Annotated in this window: 22 protein-coding genes; 10 read left to right on the forward strand and 12 right to left on the reverse strand. The window is 47.9% G+C overall.

Annotated elements, in window-relative coordinates; genetic code table 11:
- Position 1: 1 nt before the first annotated feature.
- Positions 2–1,105 carry a M23 family metallopeptidase gene (locus tag ACIFO6_RS03135; RefSeq protein WP_430038071.1) on the reverse strand — a complete coding sequence of 368 codons (1,104 nt, stop codon included), beginning with the start codon at positions 1,103–1,105 and terminating at the stop codon, positions 2–4.
- A 249-nt stretch (positions 1,106–1,354) separates the two neighbouring features.
- On the opposite strand from ACIFO6_RS03135, the gene lipA reads away from it, so the two are divergent.
- Complete coding sequence (gene lipA, locus ACIFO6_RS03140; protein WP_430038074.1) at positions 1,355–2,257, forward strand: lipoyl synthase; 903 nt, start codon at positions 1,355–1,357, stop codon at positions 2,255–2,257.
- Positions 2,258–2,281: 24 nt separating this feature from the next.
- Positions 2,282–3,208 carry a YutD-like domain-containing protein gene (locus tag ACIFO6_RS03145; RefSeq protein ID WP_430038077.1) on the forward strand — a complete coding sequence of 309 codons (927 nt, stop codon included), beginning with the start codon at positions 2,282–2,284 and terminating at the stop codon, positions 3,206–3,208.
- A 109-nt stretch (positions 3,209–3,317) separates the two neighbouring features.
- Here ACIFO6_RS03145 and ACIFO6_RS03150 read toward each other — a convergent pair whose 3' ends face one another.
- Positions 3,318–4,121, reverse strand: a complete 804-nt coding sequence (locus ACIFO6_RS03150; RefSeq protein WP_430038080.1) for an NAD kinase — start codon at positions 4,119–4,121, stop codon at positions 3,318–3,320.
- Between the two features lie 66 nt (positions 4,122–4,187).
- A complete protein-coding gene (gene ylbJ, locus ACIFO6_RS03155; protein ID WP_430038083.1) occupies positions 4,188–5,522 on the reverse strand; it encodes a sporulation integral membrane protein YlbJ in 1,335 nt (444 codons plus the stop codon).
- 414 nt (positions 5,523–5,936) lie between these two features.
- On the opposite strand from ylbJ, the gene ACIFO6_RS03160 reads away from it, so the two are divergent.
- Both ACIFO6_RS03160 and ACIFO6_RS03165 read left to right on the forward strand, forming a co-directional pair.
- A complete protein-coding gene (locus ACIFO6_RS03160; RefSeq protein ID WP_044645421.1) occupies positions 5,937–6,314 on the forward strand; it encodes a globin in 378 nt (125 codons plus the stop codon).
- A 42-nt stretch (positions 6,315–6,356) separates the two neighbouring features.
- Positions 6,357–7,067, forward strand: a complete 711-nt coding sequence (locus tag ACIFO6_RS03165) for a DUF2225 domain-containing protein (RefSeq protein ID WP_430038087.1) — start codon at positions 6,357–6,359, stop codon at positions 7,065–7,067.
- An 89-nt stretch (positions 7,068–7,156) separates the two neighbouring features.
- Here the strand turns inward: ACIFO6_RS03165 and ACIFO6_RS03170 are convergent, their stop codons facing one another.
- Both ACIFO6_RS03170 and ACIFO6_RS03175 read right to left on the reverse strand, forming a co-directional pair.
- Positions 7,157–7,393: a hypothetical protein gene (locus ACIFO6_RS03170; protein WP_430038090.1), complete on the reverse strand. Its 237-nt coding sequence runs from the start codon at positions 7,391–7,393 to the stop codon at positions 7,157–7,159.
- Positions 7,390–7,560 carry a YycC family protein gene (locus ACIFO6_RS03175; RefSeq protein WP_014277894.1) on the reverse strand — a complete coding sequence of 57 codons (171 nt, stop codon included), beginning with the start codon at positions 7,558–7,560 and terminating at the stop codon, positions 7,390–7,392. Before ACIFO6_RS03175 ends, ACIFO6_RS03170 begins: the two co-directional genes overlap by 4 nt.
- 96 nt (positions 7,561–7,656) lie before the next feature.
- Here ACIFO6_RS03175 and ACIFO6_RS03180 point away from each other — a divergent pair, with 96 nt between their 5' ends.
- Both ACIFO6_RS03180 and ACIFO6_RS03185 read left to right on the forward strand, forming a co-directional pair.
- Positions 7,657–9,444 carry a M3 family oligoendopeptidase gene (locus ACIFO6_RS03180; RefSeq protein ID WP_430038093.1) on the forward strand — a complete coding sequence of 596 codons (1,788 nt, stop codon included), beginning with the start codon at positions 7,657–7,659 and terminating at the stop codon, positions 9,442–9,444.
- A 260-nt stretch (positions 9,445–9,704) separates the two neighbouring features.
- On the forward strand, positions 9,705–10,106 hold the full coding sequence (locus tag ACIFO6_RS03185; RefSeq protein ID WP_430038096.1) for an O-methyltransferase: 402 nt from the start codon (positions 9,705–9,707) through the stop codon (positions 10,104–10,106).
- Between the two features lie 123 nt (positions 10,107–10,229).
- Here ACIFO6_RS03185 and ACIFO6_RS03190 read toward each other — a convergent pair whose 3' ends face one another.
- Complete coding sequence (locus ACIFO6_RS03190; RefSeq protein ID WP_137060162.1) at positions 10,230–10,466, reverse strand: alpha/beta-type small acid-soluble spore protein; 237 nt, start codon at positions 10,464–10,466, stop codon at positions 10,230–10,232.
- 90 nt (positions 10,467–10,556) lie between these two features.
- Positions 10,557–11,522, reverse strand: a complete 966-nt coding sequence (locus ACIFO6_RS03195) for an aldose 1-epimerase (RefSeq protein ID WP_430038099.1) — start codon at positions 11,520–11,522, stop codon at positions 10,557–10,559.
- Between the two features lie 458 nt (positions 11,523–11,980).
- Between ACIFO6_RS03195 and trpS the strand changes: the two genes are divergently transcribed.
- On the forward strand, positions 11,981–12,970 hold the full coding sequence (gene trpS / locus ACIFO6_RS03200) for a tryptophan--tRNA ligase (protein WP_430038102.1): 990 nt from the start codon (positions 11,981–11,983) through the stop codon (positions 12,968–12,970).
- Positions 12,971–13,020: 50 nt separating this feature from the next.
- Here the strand turns inward: trpS and ACIFO6_RS03205 are convergent, their stop codons facing one another.
- Positions 13,021–13,188 (reverse strand): hypothetical protein, encoded by a 168-nt coding sequence (locus ACIFO6_RS03205; RefSeq protein ID WP_016324694.1) that lies wholly within the window; start codon positions 13,186–13,188, stop codon positions 13,021–13,023.
- 121 nt (positions 13,189–13,309) lie between these two features.
- Here ACIFO6_RS03205 and ACIFO6_RS03210 point away from each other — a divergent pair, with 121 nt between their 5' ends.
- Positions 13,310–13,531 carry an alpha/beta-type small acid-soluble spore protein gene (locus ACIFO6_RS03210; protein ID WP_025686385.1) on the forward strand — a complete coding sequence of 74 codons (222 nt, stop codon included), beginning with the start codon at positions 13,310–13,312 and terminating at the stop codon, positions 13,529–13,531.
- Positions 13,532–13,793: 262 nt separating this feature from the next.
- On the opposite strand, the gene ACIFO6_RS03215 is transcribed toward ACIFO6_RS03210, so the two are convergent.
- Positions 13,794–14,777, reverse strand: a complete 984-nt coding sequence (locus ACIFO6_RS03215; protein ID WP_430038105.1) for a metal-dependent hydrolase — start codon at positions 14,775–14,777, stop codon at positions 13,794–13,796.
- Between the two features lie 204 nt (positions 14,778–14,981).
- On the opposite strand from ACIFO6_RS03215, the gene cyoE reads away from it, so the two are divergent.
- Positions 14,982–15,926, forward strand: a complete 945-nt coding sequence (gene cyoE / locus ACIFO6_RS03220) for a heme o synthase (protein ID WP_430038108.1) — start codon at positions 14,982–14,984, stop codon at positions 15,924–15,926.
- Positions 15,927–16,043: 117 nt separating this feature from the next.
- On the opposite strand, the gene ACIFO6_RS03225 is transcribed toward cyoE, so the two are convergent.
- The 3 genes from ACIFO6_RS03225 to ACIFO6_RS03235 all read right to left on the reverse strand — a co-directional run bounded on the left by ACIFO6_RS03225 (position 16,044) and on the right by ACIFO6_RS03235 (position 17,970).
- Positions 16,044–16,385: a toprim domain-containing protein gene (locus tag ACIFO6_RS03225; RefSeq protein WP_430038111.1), complete on the reverse strand. Its 342-nt coding sequence runs from the start codon at positions 16,383–16,385 to the stop codon at positions 16,044–16,046.
- Positions 16,386–16,556: 171 nt separating this feature from the next.
- Complete coding sequence (locus ACIFO6_RS03230; RefSeq protein ID WP_430038243.1) at positions 16,557–16,646, reverse strand: YjcZ family sporulation protein; 90 nt, start codon at positions 16,644–16,646, stop codon at positions 16,557–16,559.
- A gap of 154 nt (positions 16,647–16,800) precedes the next feature.
- Positions 16,801–17,970: an MFS transporter gene (locus tag ACIFO6_RS03235; RefSeq protein ID WP_430038114.1), complete on the reverse strand. Its 1,170-nt coding sequence runs from the start codon at positions 17,968–17,970 to the stop codon at positions 16,801–16,803.
- Between the two features lie 213 nt (positions 17,971–18,183).
- Between ACIFO6_RS03235 and ACIFO6_RS03240 the strand changes: the two genes are divergently transcribed.
- Complete coding sequence (locus ACIFO6_RS03240) at positions 18,184–18,660, forward strand: hypothetical protein (protein WP_430038117.1); 477 nt, start codon at positions 18,184–18,186, stop codon at positions 18,658–18,660.
- Positions 18,661–18,671: the final 11 nt, after the last annotated feature.

Below are 18,671 nucleotides of genomic sequence, written 5' to 3' on the forward strand. Positions count from 1 at the left end.
CTTATGTGGAGGTCCCTTTTGCTTTACTGGTTTTGAGCGCTTTGCGCTCCGTTTGCTCCCATTGTCTTAATAACGGATATGGATCAAAGGACCAGTCCATCCAACCGTTGTCCCGGTATATGCCGTAGTGCAGATGTGGCGGGAATTTACCCTGAGTACCGGGCTTGCCGTAACCCGAGCTTCCGACCCAGCCGACAATCTGACCTGGCTTGACAATGTCCCCGTTGTGAACGGTCTTGTCAAAGCCAGAGAGGTGCGCATAGTAGTGATAGCGGTTGCTGAGATCCCGAATCCCGATTCGCCATCCACCGAACGGATTCCAGCCTTTCATTTCCACTACGCCGTAGCAGGTACTGCGAACCGGAACGCCATAGCCAGCGAATAGGTCTGTTCCTTCATGAATGCGGTAACCGCCCCAGCTCCGACGACTGCCCCAAGTGCTGCGATAGCTATAAATGCTGCCCAAGGGAAGCGGGAAGGCTTGTTTGCCAAGCTCCAGCTTTCCATATGTTCGATACAGTTTGGCGAACTGCTGTACCCTTTGAACGGCGCGGCTGTTGTGGTAATATTCCCATACCGCAATGGAAAACTCATCCTCTGTGCTTCCATATTTACCGAGATAAGAGGCGATGCTGAACAGCAAGTCCCTGTCATCATCACGGTTAGCAATTCCGTCACCCGAACCGTCCTGCCCCAACCCGGAAAAAAAAGAAATGGAACGTGGATGCCGATCCTCGGGATTAGGGTTCATCAGACCGGACCAGACGGGGCTGGTGACAAAGATACCTGTGACTCGCTCCGCATGCTTGCGATCCTTGGGATGCGCAATCGTAAGCGTGCGTTCATACTGGTCGATAGCGGCCAGCCTATACCACGGAATCCCTGTCAAGGCTTCGACAGAACGATATAGAGCAAGCCTGAACGTATACAATGATGACTGGGAATTTGGAGTAGCAACATGTGCTTGCTGAATGCTCTGGGATGATGGTTGTAAAGGTTTGGCCAAGGCCTGAGCAGGAAGCGGACAGGCCATTGTCAATGTAGTAGCGCATAACAGCAGCGGCAACAGGCGAACAGCGCGGACTGTACGTTTAGGGTAAGGCACGTGAACCAACCTCCTTATAAGAGAGCTTGACAGCCCCCGTAGATTACAGGCCCGCATCCAACGGCAACGATACGGGCGCTTTGGTTTAGATTGAGCCATATCCGTCGCTTTTATCCATATAAGGATTTTACTTTTTCGGCATCAAAGTCATATCAAAAAGGGAACAATGAATGGAGGTTTTTCCATGGCTTTCATGTTATAATGTATGGCAATGACAGCCCAAGCTTATCAGAAAGAAGGTCTATGCCATTGTCTAGAAAAGTGAAGGAAGCCAAGCCCGACTGGATTCGTATTAAACTCACGACAGGCGATAACTATCAGGAAATCAAGAGCATGATGCGTTCCAAGACATTACATACCGTATGTGAGGAGGCGCGATGCCCTAATATATATGAATGCTGGGCCAACAGGACAGCTACATTTATGATTTTGGGTGATATTTGTACGCGTGCGTGCCGTTTTTGCGCAGTGAATACGGGAATGCCTACGGAACTGGACTTGCAGGAGCCTGAACGCGTCGCGGAAGCGGCTGAAAACATGAACTTGAAACACTGTGTCGTAACCAGTGTGGCCCGCGATGATTTGAAGGATGGGGGAGCTACTATATTTGCAGAAACGGTGCGGGCGATTCGCCGCCGTTTGCCTTTTTGCAGCGTAGAAGTGTTGATTCCCGATTTTATGGGCGATATCGAATCACTGCGTATAGTCATGGATGCCAAGCCAGATATTTTGAATCATAATATTGAAACGGTGGAGCGGACGTCCGATAAAGTTCGGGCCAAGGCCAAATACCATCGCTCCCTAGAGCTTCTTCAACGTGCAAAGCAATTAAACCCGTCCATCCCTACCAAATCCAGTATCATGCTGGGTGTCGGAGAAGAGTGGGACGAGATCTTACAAACCATGGATGATCTGCGTAAAGTCGATTGTGATATTATGACAATTGGACAATATTTGCAGCCATCCGAGAAACATTTGTATGTGCAAAAATATTACCCACCGGAAGATTTTGCGAAGTTAAAGGAAGAGGGATTACAACGGGGGTTCAGCCACGTCGAATCAGGTCCGTTGGTCCGCAGCTCCTACCAAGCGCATGAGCAGGTGAAGTCTGCCGCTCAGCATAAGGAAGAAGGCGCCCTTTCGCAGGCTTGATCCGGGAAAGGCGGTCAGATTAGTTTGTTTCATATCGGTGGTAAAAACTATGAAGTGTTGCAGGATCACAAGAACGGGTGGAATCCCGAAGCTTTTCGTGATCGGTATAGTGAAGTGCTGGAGCGCTATGATTATATTATTGGTGATTGGGGTTACAATCAGCTACGTCTAAAGGGTTTTTACCGTGACGGGCATCCCAAGGCCAACAAAGATACATCCATAGCAGTACTGGACGATTACATTAATGAATATTGTAATTTCGGTTGTGCTTATTTTGTGCTGCTTAAGAGCCGCGAAGTGCTCGGCAAGAATGAAAACAATGATGAATCCGTTTCCCCGGATCATCAACAGCTGGCAGAACCTCAAGCGGAACCAATGGAAACGGTTGGAGCCGGAGAGCCGCAAGAAATGCTGCAACGCGCAGTCGGAGAAGAACGTGAATGGCCGGAGCCAAGTCGCGAGTTCAGGGAAACCGAGAAGCTGCGAGTGGAGCAGCCGCGTGAAGCTCAGGATATTCGGGACTCAGGGGAGTTGCAACAGCGGGAACCAAGGGAAGTCCATGAACCGCGTGAGCGACAGCCACGGGAATTCCGTGAAAGTCGTCCGTCCAGAGAAGGACGTGAAGGGAATCGACAGCGTGAGCCACGAGAAGTACGTGATTCGCGTCAGCCGAGAGAACCGCGTGAGACGAAGGATGGACGACTTTCCGGTGAAGGGCAGCAAGCCCGGGAACCACGGAAACAGCGTAATCAGCAAGGGAATTTTGAGAAGAAGGAATCCCGTGGCCCACGCTATGAGCGTCAACCGAAGGAAAACCGGGAGGGACGGCAAGTCCGCGTCTCACGTGATTCTGGAGGTCAGCGTCAGGCGCAGCCTGCTGCCAAAGCCGAAAGAGCTGAGGGAAGCAAAAAGAATAAAACATTCACAGTTCCACAACAAAACGGTTCCTGAATTTCAGGAGCCGTTTTTGTTTACTGGTAAAAAGTTCAACTATGGATTGAGTTGGCTCTTTTTACTTGTACTGGTTTTTCAGTTCTATGTGTATTCGAAAGCAGCTTGCCTAATTAAGAAAGGCAATGCGTACCCGATCCCAAAATGGAAAGGGACGATAACGAGCGAAGCTGACTTTGTGACTAGAGACCTGACAACGAACAGAAATCAAATCATCCACAGGGAAGTTCAGATGATCTACCGTCAACAGAAGACGCTGATCTTTTCTTGAAAAAATATCACAATGATGGTGCTTGGGTAGCAACAATGGCGAACCAAGTGTCCGATACACCCGGTTATTAATCGAAGCAATCTCAGTTAACTGCAACGCTTCAATGGTGGGGTGAACCATAGCTCCGCCGAGTGCTTTGTTATAGGCAGTCGTACCTGAAGGGGTAGAAACGCATATTCCGTCTCCACGGAACATTTCGAAAGTGACATCGTTAATATCCACTTGTGCAACGACAGTGCCATCGACCCCTTTTAACGTAAATTCATTCAACGCAATAAAAGAAGCATTTCCCGACTTCTTGTGAATCTCCAGTTCGATCAATGGATACTTGACGATTCTCGGTTTAAGCGGCCCCTCAGATCCGCCTTGGCTCATCAGGTGGATTAGCTCCTCCAGCTCGTCCGCACGCCAATCGGCATAAAAGCCCAAATGACCGGTATGTACACCAACAAAGGCTATATCCGAAAGTCGGTCAATGAAGGTATGAAACGCATGAAGCATAGTACCGTCGCCTCCAATAGACACGACGATTTCCGGCGATTCGGCATCCAGCTTGAAATTCTTTTCTTGGGCAAGACGGTGAAACTGCTGACTCAAGTCCATGGAGTGCTGATCCCCGCGATCCAGAACATAATATCTCAAGATGAAAAGCTCCTTTGTCATGGGTATATACCGATCATAATCAATTATGAGCAAGAACACAATCGTTCATTCCCTGGGCGCTCCCCTTAGACGTGCCAATAAGCGGCTTGTGCCTGCACTCAACCAAGAGAGACAGAGCATAGCTATCAGCAGGCAGGTAAGGAATAGCAGGCTATGCCACAGCATAGTAGATGAGAAGCCGGGAGACCAGGTGATAACGTATATCGGAGAAAAGACCGGCGAGCTTCCCTGACCCATGAGCGGACGCCATAGCATGAGAGCCAGCAGAGCAGAGATGATGCCATGCGCAGCCCGAGCCAGCAAAAACGGCAGGTACCGGAGATTTGTCGTATTCAAAATACTCGCGACCTGTGCATGAACCGATAGTCCGCCCCAGGAGAGCACAAAGGCTGCTGCGGCTACCTTGAACGGCAAAGCTGCTCCTGTGGCTTCACCAGCGGCTTGTGACCCTAAAGTGACTTCGAAAATACCACCTACAATGGAATCTGTTAATGTAGGAGGAAGGTCGCAGGCGGACAACAAGCTTGCTGTAAGCAGACGAAGCCCACTCATTAAACCAGAGTTCGTCAAAGCTTCCAGAATGGCGCAGAAGAATACAACCAGTCCTCCTACGACAATAATAAGACGGAGGGAGGAAGCAATGGCTTGACGGAGCAGGTCCCCAAACGGACGACCATCTTCCAAGCGTGCTGTATGCATAGCAAGTAACGCTTGACGCAGTCGTCCGTGTCGTTGCGCAGAAGACGCATCTAACTTGGCATTTGGAGCGACAGGGAGGGATGTTGGTGTAGGCTGCACGGTGTGGTCTGCTGTGGTTGCAGCAGACTGGGGACGGTTGCCATGAGTATCAGCGTCCCCCGAGCGGGAACCGTGAAAGCGCATGAGCAGGCCGATGATCAGCACGCCACCATAATGGGCAGCGCCCAGTACGACTGCAATTTCAGGTTGATGGAAGAAGCCGACGGAAACGGCACCGATCAGGAATATCGGATCTGAGGAAGTTGTAAAGGCGACCAGCCGTTCTCCTTCGATACGGGTGATCCATTTTTGCTCCCACAGCTTGGCCGTTAATTTGGCTCCAATTGGGTAGCCGGATGCACAACTAACAGCGGCGACAAAGCCTCCGCAACCGGGTACACGGAACAAAGGCTGCATGAGCGGGTCCAGCAGTGTACCTATAAAATGAACGATGCCAAAACCGAGCAGCAGCTCGGAAATAACGAAAAACGGGAATAAAGACGGAAACAGCACGTCCCACCAAATGGCTAGACCACGAAGTCCGGCATTCAGAGAAGATTGCGGGTGCGCCGCCATAAGTATAAATAGGATTAGCAGCATAAGAATGAGCAAAGGGAGTGAGTAACGGCGGTATAGCGTCATAGAGGCCCCTCCTTTGGAGTTCTACCACTATTTCTATGGACGAGGATGGAAAAAGAGTACTAAATAGTCAAGAAAGCGTTTGCGAGAAATACTGTATTTTTGTAAAGATTATGTTAAAATTAAAAAAACAACGATCCATAACCTTAAGGATGGAGTGATCAGGATGAGTATCGTTGCTGGTCTGCTCGTATGTGCTTTTGTGTATGTTATTCGTGCCTCTCTCGTCCATCCCGGTGAAGAGGATTGGCGAAGTTATTAGCTGTGTTTGTAGAATGGCTGACCTGTTTGTAAGTCGTGCAAGCCTGTCTGTATATGTGAAATGATAAGATGACGCTTATTCTTAGCGTCATTTTTTGTTTTTTGTTATAATACGGGTGTATATTTATTACCATAGCACAGAAAGTTGGGGGAAAAGTGAATCCTAGCCTGAGCATTTATGACAATCTTGGGGGTGCGGAAGGTGTTCGTGCTATTATTGAGGCCTTCTACCCGAGAGTTTATAAAGATCCGTTGTTAAGTCCGTTGTTTCCTGAAGACATAGAGTCGGTCAAGGAAAGACAGTATATGTTCCTGAGCCAGTTTTTTGGCGGACCGTCCCTGTTTTCAGATGCTTATGGTCACCCGATGTTACGCGCCAGACATATGAAGTTTCCCGTAACGGAGGAGCGAGCAGAGGCGTGGTTGTCCTGTATGGCGGGTGCGTTAACGGATACAGGCATTGAGGAGCCGCTTCGTTCATTTATACTTAACCGATTGTCCGGTCCTGCGCATCATTTTGTAAATACCCCGTGAGCTTGCGGGGATTGCCGAATTTTGGAGAGGGTTGTAAAAACATTGGAAATTGAACCGTTATATCAGATTAAAATCTCTTGTCCTCTTTGTGAAGAAGAATTTCAGACATCTCGTGTCAGACCGAGCCTAAAGAAGGCAATTCGTACGGATTCAGACTTCTGCGCGTATTACAAGAATGAAAATCCCGATTTTTATGTCGTACGGGTTTGTCCTCATTGCGGATTTACCTCAACAGAGCATTCTACTGTTCAGTTAAGCGATCAGCAGAACAAGCTGTTTAAGGGAAAAATTGGTAATCGATGGCAATCTCGTGAGTATGGCGGACATCGCAACTGGGAAGAGGCGCTGGAAACGTACAAGCTGGGTTTACTGTGTGCGCAGGTCATTGGGGAAAAGGAACGGGTGATAGCAAGCTTGTTACAGCATATCGCGTGGATGTACCGATACCAGGGAAACGAGGAGCAGGAGCTTCGGTTTCTAAAGTTTAGTCTGGACTCCTATATTCGAGTCTATGAGCTGGAAGGTGTCGGGGCGAATAATGCCAAGCTTCTCTATCTGATTGGAGAATTGCATCGACGTACAGGCAACTTTAACGAAGCGGTTCGCTGGTTTTCACGTGTCATTAATGACAAGAAGATTATGGACGCGGCTATGATCCGGGCTTCCCGTGAACAATGGGCTGTATTGAGAGAACAAATGCTGGCTAAGGATATTCAACTGCCGGAGGAAATGCAGGACGCAAGCTCCTCCTGATAAAAAAGGTGTGCACTATGGCCGGTTCAGGCTCATGGTTCACACCTTGTTTACAAAAAAAGGTTATTCTTTTTAATACTGCTCATGAATTATTGATGGCGTAGGGTGGTATCTGACAGCAGATAATCGTTGTCACAATCCACCAAAGTAATTCTGTTGTGGCAGCATGGAAACACAAGCAGCTTTTTCATACCTTCATGTATGAGCTCAAGCTCTTTGGGCTTTAGGGGTAGCAGGACGTTCTCATGGTCGCAAAACGGACAATATTGTACATAAACGTCTCCCATGACAATGTCATAAGGCCAGGTTTTGTGAAAAGGAATCATGATTTGTCCGATTCACCGCCGTTCGGGTCAGCGGTTTCTTCTTTGGCCAGTTCGGCCAGCTTTTGCATCAGAATATGCTGGGGTGTATGCATGAGATGTTCCAGCGGAATGCCGAGCTTTTCGGATAATTTCACAGCCGTTTCCGGCGAAATTTGTAAAGGTCTCATCCTGTATTCCTCCCAATTGTAGTGATTTTACCATCACGATGTAGCTTTATTGTATATGAAACCACATGATTCGCAAAAAAGAAAGGTGGAACTGCTATGAAAACACCATTGAAGCAAACATGGGATTTGGAATCCATATTTAGTGGGGGGTCTTCCTCTTCCTCATTTAAAGCATTTTTGGAGGAACTGGAGAGTAAGGTTCAGCAATTGCAGTCCCAGCTTAAATCAGCCAAAGTACCGCAAACGGTATTGGATACCGAGCGTCTGGATAGTGTGCTGAGTGCTATGCAAGAGCTGTTTAACGGAGCATCGCAAGCAGGTTCTTTTGTTTCCTGTCTGACTGCTCAGAACCAACATGACAAGCAGGCTGTGGAACTGGGCGCACGCATCAATACGCTATATGCACAGGGGAAAAGTGCTTTGGTTTCATTCCAGAACTTGCTGGCACAAACGAGTGAGGACATTTGGCAGAAGTGGATGGAACGGGAAGCGATTAAACCGATCTCTTTTGTCCTGAATGAATACCGGAACGAGGCTCGTGAGAAAATGGCACCTGAGCTGGAAAGTCTGGCATTGGATTTGGCTGTGGACGGCTACCACGGTTGGGGTGATTTTTATGACACGATTGTCAAAAATATGACGATCCCTGTTCCAGAGAATGGGGAAATCGTAAATCTGTCTGTAGGGCAGGCTGCCAACAAGCTGGATGAACCGGATCGTAGTGTACGTCAAGAAGTGTTCACACGTTGGGAAGAAGCATGGACCAAGGTGGAGGACTATTGTGCGGATACGCTTAATCATCTGGCAGGCTTCCGCCTCAAGCTGTATGAAAATCGGGGCTGGACGGACGTGCTCAAGGAGCCGCTGGAAATCAGCCGCATGTCGGCACAGACGCTGGATACCATGTGGCAGGTCATTAATGAAACGAAGCCTGTACTGGTTAAATATCTGGAGCGGAAGGCGAAGCTGCTGGGCCTGGAGAAACTGTCGTGGCATGACGTTGAGGCCCCACTGGGAACGTCCACTACTAAAATTTCATACGACGATGCAGCTGGAACGATTGTTGAGCAATTCGGTAAATTCAGTCCAAGAATGGCTGATTTTGCCCAAATGGCTTTTGAGAAAAGCTGGATTGAAGCAGAAGATCGTCCGGGCAAACGTCCTGGCGGATTCTGTACTTCCCTTCGTCTTAGTAAAGAGACCCGTATTTTCATGACCTACGCCGGATCGCCTTCCAACGTTTCGACACTGGCCCATGAGCTTGGACACGGTTATCATCAGCATGTGATGAATGAAATGCATCCATTGAATCAGAATTATGCAATGAATGTGGCCGAGACGGCTTCGACGTTGGCAGAGCTGATTGTATCGGATGCTTTGCTGGAGGCTGCGGAGGGGCAGGAAAAGGTGGCTTTGCTGGAGGATAAAATTCAGCGTGGCGTAGCCTTTTTCATGAATATCCATGCCCGCTTTTTGTTTGAAACCCGTTTTTACGAGCTGCGAAAAAAAGGGGTCGTAGGAGCGCAACAATTGGGAGAATTAATGGAGCAAGCACAGCGTGAAGCGTTCAGTGGTGTTTTGGATGAGGCTCATCCTCATTTTTGGGCCTCCAAGCTGCATTTCTATATTACGAACACTCCATTTTACAACTTCCCATATACGTTTGGATACATGTTCAGTGCCGGGATTTACGCCTTTGCGAAGAAAAATTCAGATGGCTTTGCCGATCAATATGATGCCTTGCTGCGTGATACGGGTCGCATGACCGTGGAAGAATTGGCCTCCAAGCATTTGGGCACTGATTTAACACAGGCTGACTTCTGGCGTAATGCCGCTCAAGTCACAGTTCAGGATGTTGAGCAATTTTTGCAAATGACGGAATAACGGTTATACACTCCAAACAGGTCTCCCGTAAGGGGGGCCTTTTTTGTGATTCTTGCATAATATGAGGGATAATGTCGTAATATGTCGAATTAGAGTTCGCATTACCTGTTGGCGAAATTTAAATTGATGGATATACTTAGAAATTAGTTATAAATGCCCATTTATGTTGTTTATGATTGTAACGTTAAAAAGCTTCGCATATAATTGAGTCATAAGACCTATTAACGGTTTTGAAACAGGTATATAGGGGGATTTTTGTAATGGATGAAGTAGGTAAATTGTCGTTAGCAAGGCAGATGGATATCATTTTTAAAGAGCTGGATGATGAATTGGCAGGTTTGTCGTCAGGAACTGTATTTGTACAAATACGTAACAACGTGGTTGGTAAATTTGGTATTCGTCATAATCCGATTGCAGGTAAGGGAGGTACCTTTGGTGCGGTGGAGCCAGGGCTGTCTGTAGATCATCGGGCGGACTTCCGTCGTATGGCGCTGGATACACTAAATCACAAGCGGAGTTGGACTCATGGTGAAATTGCTTTCGATTTTGCCGTCAGACAGGGAACCATTCTGGTGGATGCTACGCTGGAATCGAATTATAACATGGCGAATCTCATGATCCGTTATAACAAGCCTACATACCGAGCGGCTAATTCGGAATAATCATCCATAGAAAAGGGTAAAGAAAGGGCGGCCTTCCTGGGGAAGACCGCCTTTGTTATATGCCCGCCTTATCGCATTTTAGTTAAATGCGTAAACGGAATGCTTCATGTGGAATAATGACGCTTATTGACCTGAACGACCTGATAATTGCTGTTCGGCCAGCTGTACCAAGCGTTTAGTGATATAACCCCCCAGAGAACCAGCCTCACGGGATGGCATGTCACCATAATAACCGTCTGCCGGAATGGTAATGCCCAGCTCTTGTGCAGCTTCGTATTTCAATTGTTGCAGTGCATTGTTGGCTTGAGGTACAACCAGGTTGTTGCTACGGCGTCCTCTGCCTTGATTAGCTTCATACATGTGTAGTCACCTCCTTCGGCTGTGATGAGGTTATTATGCGACAGAGTTATGAAAATATGCGCCGAAGGAAGGAAAATGAATAGAGGGAAATTACGGATATATCATATGAACCTGAGTTTTCAGGTTAATGGACTGCTGAGGCTCCAGTCGAATCAGTCCGCTCGTTCCTACAGGATCGTGCATATTGGGTGCATTAGGCAACAAAGTATAAGGCTCGATGCAAAAATACTGATCGCATTCACCCTTGGTATACAACACCCAATACTTAAAGTATTGCTCATCTGCTGTGTACCGAATCTGATAACCGTCATCACGGGTCAACAGGGCCTCAGCAGGTCCCTCCGATGCTCGCAGCAGCGTATCCAGATTCGTTCCTTTCAGGGAAAGTCCCGTAGAGAGCGTCTCCAAGTCATTTAAAGGGGTGATTGTACCTGTTGGAAGCTGTTCAGCGTCTTGCTCATATACGCCGTTCACAGGCAGCTTCAGGCGCCAGCGCTCAGGCTCTCCGTCCACCATAAACCAGGTGTGGTATCCCAAGCCGAACGGGGCTGCTTTGTCACCCAGATTCGTTACACGCAGCGTTTGACTCAATACAGGTCCCTGCAAGCGGTAAGTCATCTCCAGCCGTAGGGGAATAGGAAACTGCTCCATCCAGTGCGGATCACTTTCCGTCAACAGCTCGGTGGTCACGCTGCAACCTTCCTCATCTTCTTCAATATCACTGCAACGCCAGGATTGATTACGATGCAGCCCGTGTATATGATTGTCGTTGGCCGTATTCCGATCAAACTGATAGGGAACACCGTCAAACTCGAATTGTCCTTTGCGGATTCGGCCGGGAGGGATCAGAATCGGCAAGCCAAAATGATACGGCTTTTGCAAATAAAAGGCCAGTTCTTCCTCGCCAGGACGCCGTACGATATCCCGATCCAGCTTCAGATCACGCACTGAGATAATATTATTCCCGAGACGGGGGATCATCGTAACTTCCAGCTCAGGGCTATGTAAAACATACGTGTCGTAACCATTCCAATGTTCTTTGGTCACTTGTTTCATATCCATGCTCCTTTGTCCACTATAATCGGTTGAAGCTTCGTGTCATTATGATAACAGATTTTTGCTCGCAGGGTACAATCGTCATTTGACAATTACAGGATGCGGAATTATCATAAATGTAGTTTACAATGTAATGACATGGATAACGCGATGATGAGGACAAGTAAGCCTTCGCATACGCTCTTCAGAAAGCCGGTGGTAGATGCGAACCGGTGAGCCTGCACTGCTGAATGGACCTTGGAGTGCCATACAGAACAGGAAGCATTCTTCCTCAGTATGACGGCCGCTTGCTCCCCGTTAACGGAGCTATAAGATTGCAAGCAGCCACGGGGCATGACTCCGACAAGTAACAGGCTGAAGACAATGAATAAGGGTGGTACCACGGTCTCGCGTCCCTTGAGGATGCGGGGCCTTTTTGCGTTCAATTGTTTCAATAAATTTCAGGAGGAATGATGAATATGAAGACTGTACTTTCAGGCATTCAGCCCAGCGGGAAGCTTACTTTGGGCAATTATATCGGTGCAATGAAAAACTTTGTCAAGCTGCAAGAGGATCATCGCTGTTACTTTATGGTCGTAGACCTTCATGCTATTACGGTGTCCCAGGACCCAGCTCAATTGCGTGAACAGTCGGAGGCTGTGGCGGCATTATTTATTGCAGCAGGTATTAACCCCGAGCAATCCAACGTCTTTTTACAATCCCATGTACCTCAGCATGCGGAGCTGGGATGGTTGATGACAACCCTGACCCATATGGGCGAGCTGGAACGCATGACCCAGTTCAAGGACAAATCGGCGGGTAAGGACTCGGTAGGTGCGGGCTTGTTCGTATACCCAGCGCTAATGGCAGCAGATATTTTGCTTTACAATGCGGATTTGGTTCCGGTAGGTGAAGATCAAAAGCAGCATCTGGAGCTTACACGCGATTTGGCTGGTCGTTTCAATCACCGCTACGGAGATTATTTCACTGTTCCAGAGCCGTATATCCCTGAGGTGGGCGCACGAATTATGTCATTGGATGATGCCTCCAAAAAAATGAGCAAAAGCAATCCGAATGCGGGCAGCTATATCGCTCTACTGGATGAACCGAAGGTCATTCGCAAGAAAATCAGTCGCGCTACCACTGATTCCGGTAGTGAGGTTAAATATGACCCGGCAAGCAAACCTGAGATCAGCAATCTGATGGGAATTTACAGCCAGTGTACGGGCCTGTCGCTTCAGGAAGTACAGAATCGCTATGAAGGTCAAATGTACGGTACGTTCAAAAAAGAGCTGGCAGAGGCGGTTGTAGCCACCCTGGAGCCTATTCAACAGCGTTATCGTGATATCCGGGAATCCGGTGAGATTGGACGCATTTTGGCCCAGTCCGCAGAGCGGGCGCAAGAAGCGGCTGAAATCACGCTGGCTGCGGTCAAAGAACGTATGGGGTTTTTGCCCCGCAAGCGCTAAGACAAACCGCAGACCAACGCAATCAGGCGTTTGACAGGAATGTGAATGTCTCAGGAGCGACGTTGTCTGGCCTTGATAACAAAGCCCCAGCCGATGTTGCCGACAGAGAGAAGGCCCAGTAAAATGGCAAGCCAAGCGGAATAACTGATGGATATGGCGGCTGCCGTCAGTAGGACAATGGATGATACGGCGAACCACAGTGATAGACCTTTGCTCATGGAAAAAACCTCCAGCTTTCGAATGTTGAATTTTAGGAATAAGCAGGTGTAAGCGAGCCATAATAATCTTGCAAGCTTGCAATGAACCTCACTCACACAAGAACTGAAAGGAGATTCAAATATGAGCAGACGTCGTTCAAACAACCTGCAAGTACCGCAGGCCAACGCCGCTTTACAACAATTAAAATATGAGGCCGCTCAAGAACTCGGCATCACAATCCCTCAGGATGGTTACTACGGTAACGTCGTTTCCCGCGAAACAGGCTCTCTCGGGGGATACATCACGAAAAAGCTGGTCCAACAAGCAGAGCAATCCTTGTCGGGCAGTGGCCGTATGCAGTAATACACATAAACACTCCATCTTGGAAGCTGTATTATGAGCAACTGTGATGAAGGAAATCCGGAGCAATCATGCTCCGGATTTTTTTGCGAGCATGGCTTATGACCATTGTGAATCACACAAGTCCGCTTCGTCAAGAGGGCGCTTTCATCAGCTCTTTATGGAGGGATGGTTTTTTCGGTGAACGGCAAAAGAACAGCAAGCTCCAGGATCAGGGGAGACTTGCTGTTCTTTTGTCATTCGCGTTGCTTGTTGATATGCTTTTTTAATTCGTATGCAGGGAGAGACGTTTCTGCATCTTTTCATGGCTGAGCCAGCCGATGTAGCTGTTGATCAGTCCAAACTGCTTATCCATAGCGACCACAGCCACGAAGGGATATTGCCTTCGATGCCGATACCGAACATCCGCCCAGCGTACAATGTAGCCCCATTCCAGCTCTTCCACCTCCGCAACAGCAAAGGAAGAAAAATAGCGAAATGCCTGCACGTCACGGTAGGATTTGGATGCTTCTACGGCCGGATGTGTGGACGGAACCGCATGTTTTGTCCAAAACAGATGCTTTCCGTTCAGTCCACCAATGTCATAACTTCCATTCTGATGAGCTTTTACCACATGCCACCGGTTCCAAGAAACCGTGGGAATGATATAATAGATATCGTCCGGCTGACGCTTGGTGTCCATATCACCTACCGCATTTCTGGTACGGAAATGACTCCAGGTGCGCCAAATATAGTACAGGCCTGTAATGATGTACAACGTAATAAATAAGGGAGCTGGTGAAACCAGTCCAGTGATCCACAGTAGAATAGCAGCAACATGGGTGCCGAATATGAAGGGATCAAAGATGTGAATAATATTCCATGATATCCATTTAGGTGTAAACGGTCGAAATGCCTGTGTCCCGTAAGTATTGAACAAATCTACAAACACATGCAGGCAGACAGCAATCGTGACCCACAAGGCGACATGTTCGATAGATACATCCCTGAAAATAAGAGCAATTAATCCCGTTATAGACAAGATCCATACCAACCAGAAAGGGATGGAGTGCGACAGTCCACGATGATTGCGGATGTAGGCTGCATTGTTTTTTAATCGCAGCAAGGTGTCAAAGTCTGGTGCCTGTGACCCTACGACCGTGGCGAGCAGTATGACTCCCGCCAGCTTAGGATCTGCGGCGACGGCTGGATCAGTGTAGGCCAGCCCGGCCAACCCGATCCCCATGACAAAGTGTGTGGCTGTATCCATATCTGTCGCTCCTTTTTGTATTGTATCCTGTACTTATTACTACCCCAATTTACTGTAAACGATCAGCAAGCTTGATTCGTTATCGAAATTGTGAACGTTTTGTGCGTTTTCTGTCAAACTTTTTATGGAGACTATATGATAAAATTTATATCGGAGTTCAACTTACTCCCGAATTCATACATCTCAAAGGGGGAGTTACTCACTATGGACAATATTAGTTATAAGGCTACTTCAGATACCGCTACCTATTCGGTTAAATCCAAACCACCCGGTAAGGCGGGGACATGGAAAGATTTTATAACAGTCACCAAGCCAGGCATTCTCCGCACTAATCTGGTTGCGGCATTTGGCGGTTTTTGGTTGGCCTCACAATGGGACGTTGACTATATAAAGCTGATTCTGACGTTGCTAGGTACCATGCTGGTTATGGCGTCTTCTTGTGTTTTTAACAACTATTTTGATCGTGAACTGGATTTGAAAATGGAGCGTACACGCAATCGCTCACTGCCAACAGGGCGTTTGACTCCCACAACGGTATTGTCATACGCTATTACTTTAGGTGTTGTCGGGCTGGCTATACTGTTCTTTTTCTCTGGTGTCAAGGCAGGATTGCTCGGTGTACTCGGTATGTTCGTATACGTCGGTATTTACACACTTTGGCTGAAACGATCATCCACATGGAGTACATCCATTGGCGGTATTTCGGGCGCAATGCCTCCTGTGATCGGCTATGTGGCCGCTTCGGGTCGTATTGACATGGGCGCATGGCTCTTATTCGCCCTTTTGTTCCTATGGCAGCCGCCTCATTTTTGGGCACTTGCAATCCGCAGGGTCGAAGAATACCGTGCAGCAGGATTTCCGTTGTTGCCTGTCGTGAAAGGTATTCACCGTACTAAAATTCAAATGATTCCATATATCGTGTTGCTGATTCCGGTTCCGATCCTGATGTATGCTTATGGATATGCTGGAATGATTTTCATGATCGTTTCCGTATTGCTGTCCGTGCTCTGGGCCTTTTATGCCTTTAAAGGTTTTACCATTAAAGAAGAAGAGACGGATTCCTGGGCTAAAAAAGTATTTTTCTTTTCCATTAACCATCTGACACTCAGCTTTCTGCTGATGATCGTGGATACGGTTCACAAGTTCTAAGAGAAGATATTTTTAAAAATTTTATTGCTGTGTAACATTTAGCTGTCCATCAGGCTTAAAAGCGGCCTGGCGGACAGCTTTTTTTGTGAATAGTCTTCATGACTAGGGTGGTCATAACTACGGAACTGGCGGGTATAAAATATACTCTTCCAGTCCTGCCTTTTCCAATTGGGCGATCACATATTCATCTGGTGTGCCTTCTACTCCTGCGTATCCTTTGCGGGTATACATATGATGCGCATCTGGAAAAGAGTCGGCAAGCACACCACGTATTTTTTTGCCTGAGCTGTCATTGTCCATAAATAAGTATATTTCGTCATGCTTGGCCTGCTTGCGGAGGGACTCCAGTTTTACTGAGTTTAGCGTGCCGAAGGTGCATAAGAGATGAACCTCGGGATCAAGTAAACGACGAAGTTTACTGCGGTCATTTTTCCCTTCAACGATAACGGTAATCGTCATCTTGCTCACCCCCTGCTTAAAGCCTGTGCTCGAAATTCCCCGGGAAATGAAAGAATATGTCTATAGTGTAGCTCCAAACAGGGTTCTCATGCAAAAAAAACAACAAAACAGCCTGCCGAGAGTGGCAGGCATGGGTACAGGGTGGCATGATAGGGCAATTCAGACATTAAATTAAATCCAGCAAGTACGGAGAATAATGACGAGCAGGATATAAAGAACGAGAATGGTGCCGGTCGAAGTCCCAAATCCACCACAAGAAATAGGGCTCACAGGATGACAGTGGCTCACGGAATGCACCTCCCTTCATACATAAATGTTCAGTCAAACCAGTCTATGTTGATGAGGGCTTTAGGTACTGTGCATTCGCCTTCTTGTAAGGTACTTTGGGCGTTAAAGGGGGAGCATCTCAAGCGATCTAGGAATGATACGGTCCTGGGGCAGACAGCGGCGGTGTCGGGAATAACCGCTGAATGGGAATGAACAGCAAGCCGGTCATTAAAATCAGAAAAGCGATAAAAAAAGGTGAAAAATGAACGGGGAGCTGCCCGGCAAGCACTGGTCCGGCAAAGGAGCCGATAGACGTGGCAATGGATTGCAGTGCAAAGGTTTTGCCCAACCTTTCTCCTCCAAGCCGTATAAAGAGTGAGGCCAAGGCTGGAAACGTAATGCCTTTGGCTGTTCCGAGTATAAAGAGTACGACTCCAATCACAGATTCGGGTAAGGTAGCAAGGGCATAGAAGCTCAGAGACATCAGTATGATGCCGCAAATCAGCCGGATCATCGGTGAATACTTGTTCAGAAAAAGCAGACTGAGTGTGCAAAGCGCTCCCAGACTGATAATGGAAAAGAGCAGTCCCGTGGACATCATGGACGCAGTGCCATTGTTGCGTAACGGGATTTCATAAAATAAAATGCCTTGTGCGCACGCCAAAACAAAAGGCACAAGCAGGTAGCGCCAATTGAATGGTAAAAGCGGCTGCGCTCCGGTCAATGGGGCGGGTGCTACTTGCCCATCAGACAATTGAGCCTGGAGAGCAGGTGCCTTTTTAGGCAAAGTAAAATAAGCCATCAGTCCTGTGACCACGAGAATGATGCCGAGGGAACGGAATGTCTCGCTAAAGCCAAAGCTGGCTACAATGAACGCGCCTGCCGCTGGAGACAGGACAGAGGCTAACGTGTGAACTACGCCATGTCCCGACATATATTTGCCCTGCGTAACCGGATGATCGGATAGCTGGGCGAGCATAGTCATGCAGGCCGGGGACAAAAAAGCCAGCACAAAGCCGCTGACTGCACGAAGAAAAAGCAGCTCCCACGGCGTATGAATGTACGCCTGAATAATCAGGATGAGCCCTGCGGCTGTCAGACTGAACATAATATATCGGCGGCTACCGTGCTTATCTACCCTTGGCCCCGCCATTAAATTACCGGGCAGATGGGTCAGGGAGTATATGCCCAACATCCAGCCGATAAAGGTGGGCGCAGCGCCCAGAGAGATGGCGAATGGTGTGAGAATAGGATATTGCGCGTGCAGATCAAAAAAAGCGATAAATAAAAACAGATACAGCCAGAGGGCTGTTTTCAAGTGGACGACCCCCTTTCCCTAAATAGACTTTCTATGCTGCTATGTGGCATGAGCTCATTCTAAGTTGTACGCTGGAGTGGACGAACATAGACCCTTTTTGTGCGGACAAGGGGCGGAAAAGAGCTAAGCTGACAGGGCGTTATGTAATCATGTATAATTACAGAGACGATTTTACAATTCGAAAGATGCAGTTGAAAACGGGAGTGTAGTGAAATGGATAAGAGTGTCTGGACAGAATTTTTAAAACATAATTGGCAGATCGTTCAGGATAACTGGCTCTATATATTAATTGGGCTTGTCCTAATGCTTGTCATATTGAAGATTGTGAGAACCCTTGTTAAATGGCTGCTTGTCATTGTGGTGGTTGTGGGCTTGCTAATCTACAGCGGTATTTCCTTTGATCAGGTTGGCAAGGTAGTTACCCAGGCGAAGGATGATGCGATTAACAAGTTTCAGAGCGAGGCCTTGAGCATGATGATCAAGGAAGGACGGGATGCGAAATACAGCTCTAACGGAGACGGTACCTTTTCGGTAACCAGCTCCAACTTGGAGGTAAAAGGCCCGTTCGATGGTGATAAGGTCAAGGTGTGGTTTCAAGGCATGCCGCTGGGCGAGTGGAGCATGAGCGACACCGTCAAGAAATATATCGAAAGTGCGAAAGGCTCGACTGTAACACAACAGTCGCCGTAAAGACAGGGGGA

Origin of the sequence: Paenibacillus sp. NRS-1781 (assembly GCF_050467745.1) — a bacterium.
Taxonomy (GTDB): domain Bacteria; phylum Bacillota; class Bacilli; order Paenibacillales; family Paenibacillaceae; genus Paenibacillus; species Paenibacillus terrae_A.

Excerpts from the sequence above, each read along its gene's own strand:
- ylbJ (WP_430038083.1), bottom strand. The coding sequence starts at position 5,522 with ATGACGCTATACCGCCGTTACTCACTCCCTTTGCTCATTCTTATGCTG.
- ACIFO6_RS03170 (WP_430038090.1), bottom strand. The coding sequence starts at position 7,393 with ATGATTCCTTTTCACAAAACCTGGCCTTATGACATTGTCATGGGAGAC.
- ACIFO6_RS03175 (WP_014277894.1), bottom strand. The coding sequence starts at position 7,560 with ATGAGACCTTTACAAATTTCGCCGGAAACGGCTGTGAAATTATCCGAA.
- ACIFO6_RS03180 (WP_430038093.1), top strand. The coding sequence starts at position 7,657 with ATGAAAACACCATTGAAGCAAACATGGGATTTGGAATCCATATTTAGT.
- ACIFO6_RS03185 (WP_430038096.1), top strand. The coding sequence starts at position 9,705 with ATGGATGAAGTAGGTAAATTGTCGTTAGCAAGGCAGATGGATATCATT.
- ACIFO6_RS03190 (WP_137060162.1), bottom strand. The coding sequence starts at position 10,466 with ATGTATGAAGCTAATCAAGGCAGAGGACGCCGTAGCAACAACCTGGTT.
- ACIFO6_RS03195 (WP_430038099.1), bottom strand. The coding sequence starts at position 11,522 with ATGAAACAAGTGACCAAAGAACATTGGAATGGTTACGACACGTATGTT.
- trpS (WP_430038102.1), top strand. The coding sequence starts at position 11,981 with ATGAAGACTGTACTTTCAGGCATTCAGCCCAGCGGGAAGCTTACTTTG.
- ACIFO6_RS03205 (WP_016324694.1), bottom strand. The coding sequence starts at position 13,188 with ATGAGCAAAGGTCTATCACTGTGGTTCGCCGTATCATCCATTGTCCTA.
- ACIFO6_RS03210 (WP_025686385.1), top strand. The coding sequence starts at position 13,310 with ATGAGCAGACGTCGTTCAAACAACCTGCAAGTACCGCAGGCCAACGCC.
- ACIFO6_RS03215 (WP_430038105.1), bottom strand. The coding sequence starts at position 14,777 with ATGGATACAGCCACACACTTTGTCATGGGGATCGGGTTGGCCGGGCTG.
- cyoE (WP_430038108.1), top strand. The coding sequence starts at position 14,982 with ATGGACAATATTAGTTATAAGGCTACTTCAGATACCGCTACCTATTCG.
- ACIFO6_RS03225 (WP_430038111.1), bottom strand. The coding sequence starts at position 16,385 with ATGACGATTACCGTTATCGTTGAAGGGAAAAATGACCGCAGTAAACTT.
- ACIFO6_RS03240 (WP_430038117.1), top strand. The coding sequence starts at position 18,184 with ATGGATAAGAGTGTCTGGACAGAATTTTTAAAACATAATTGGCAGATC.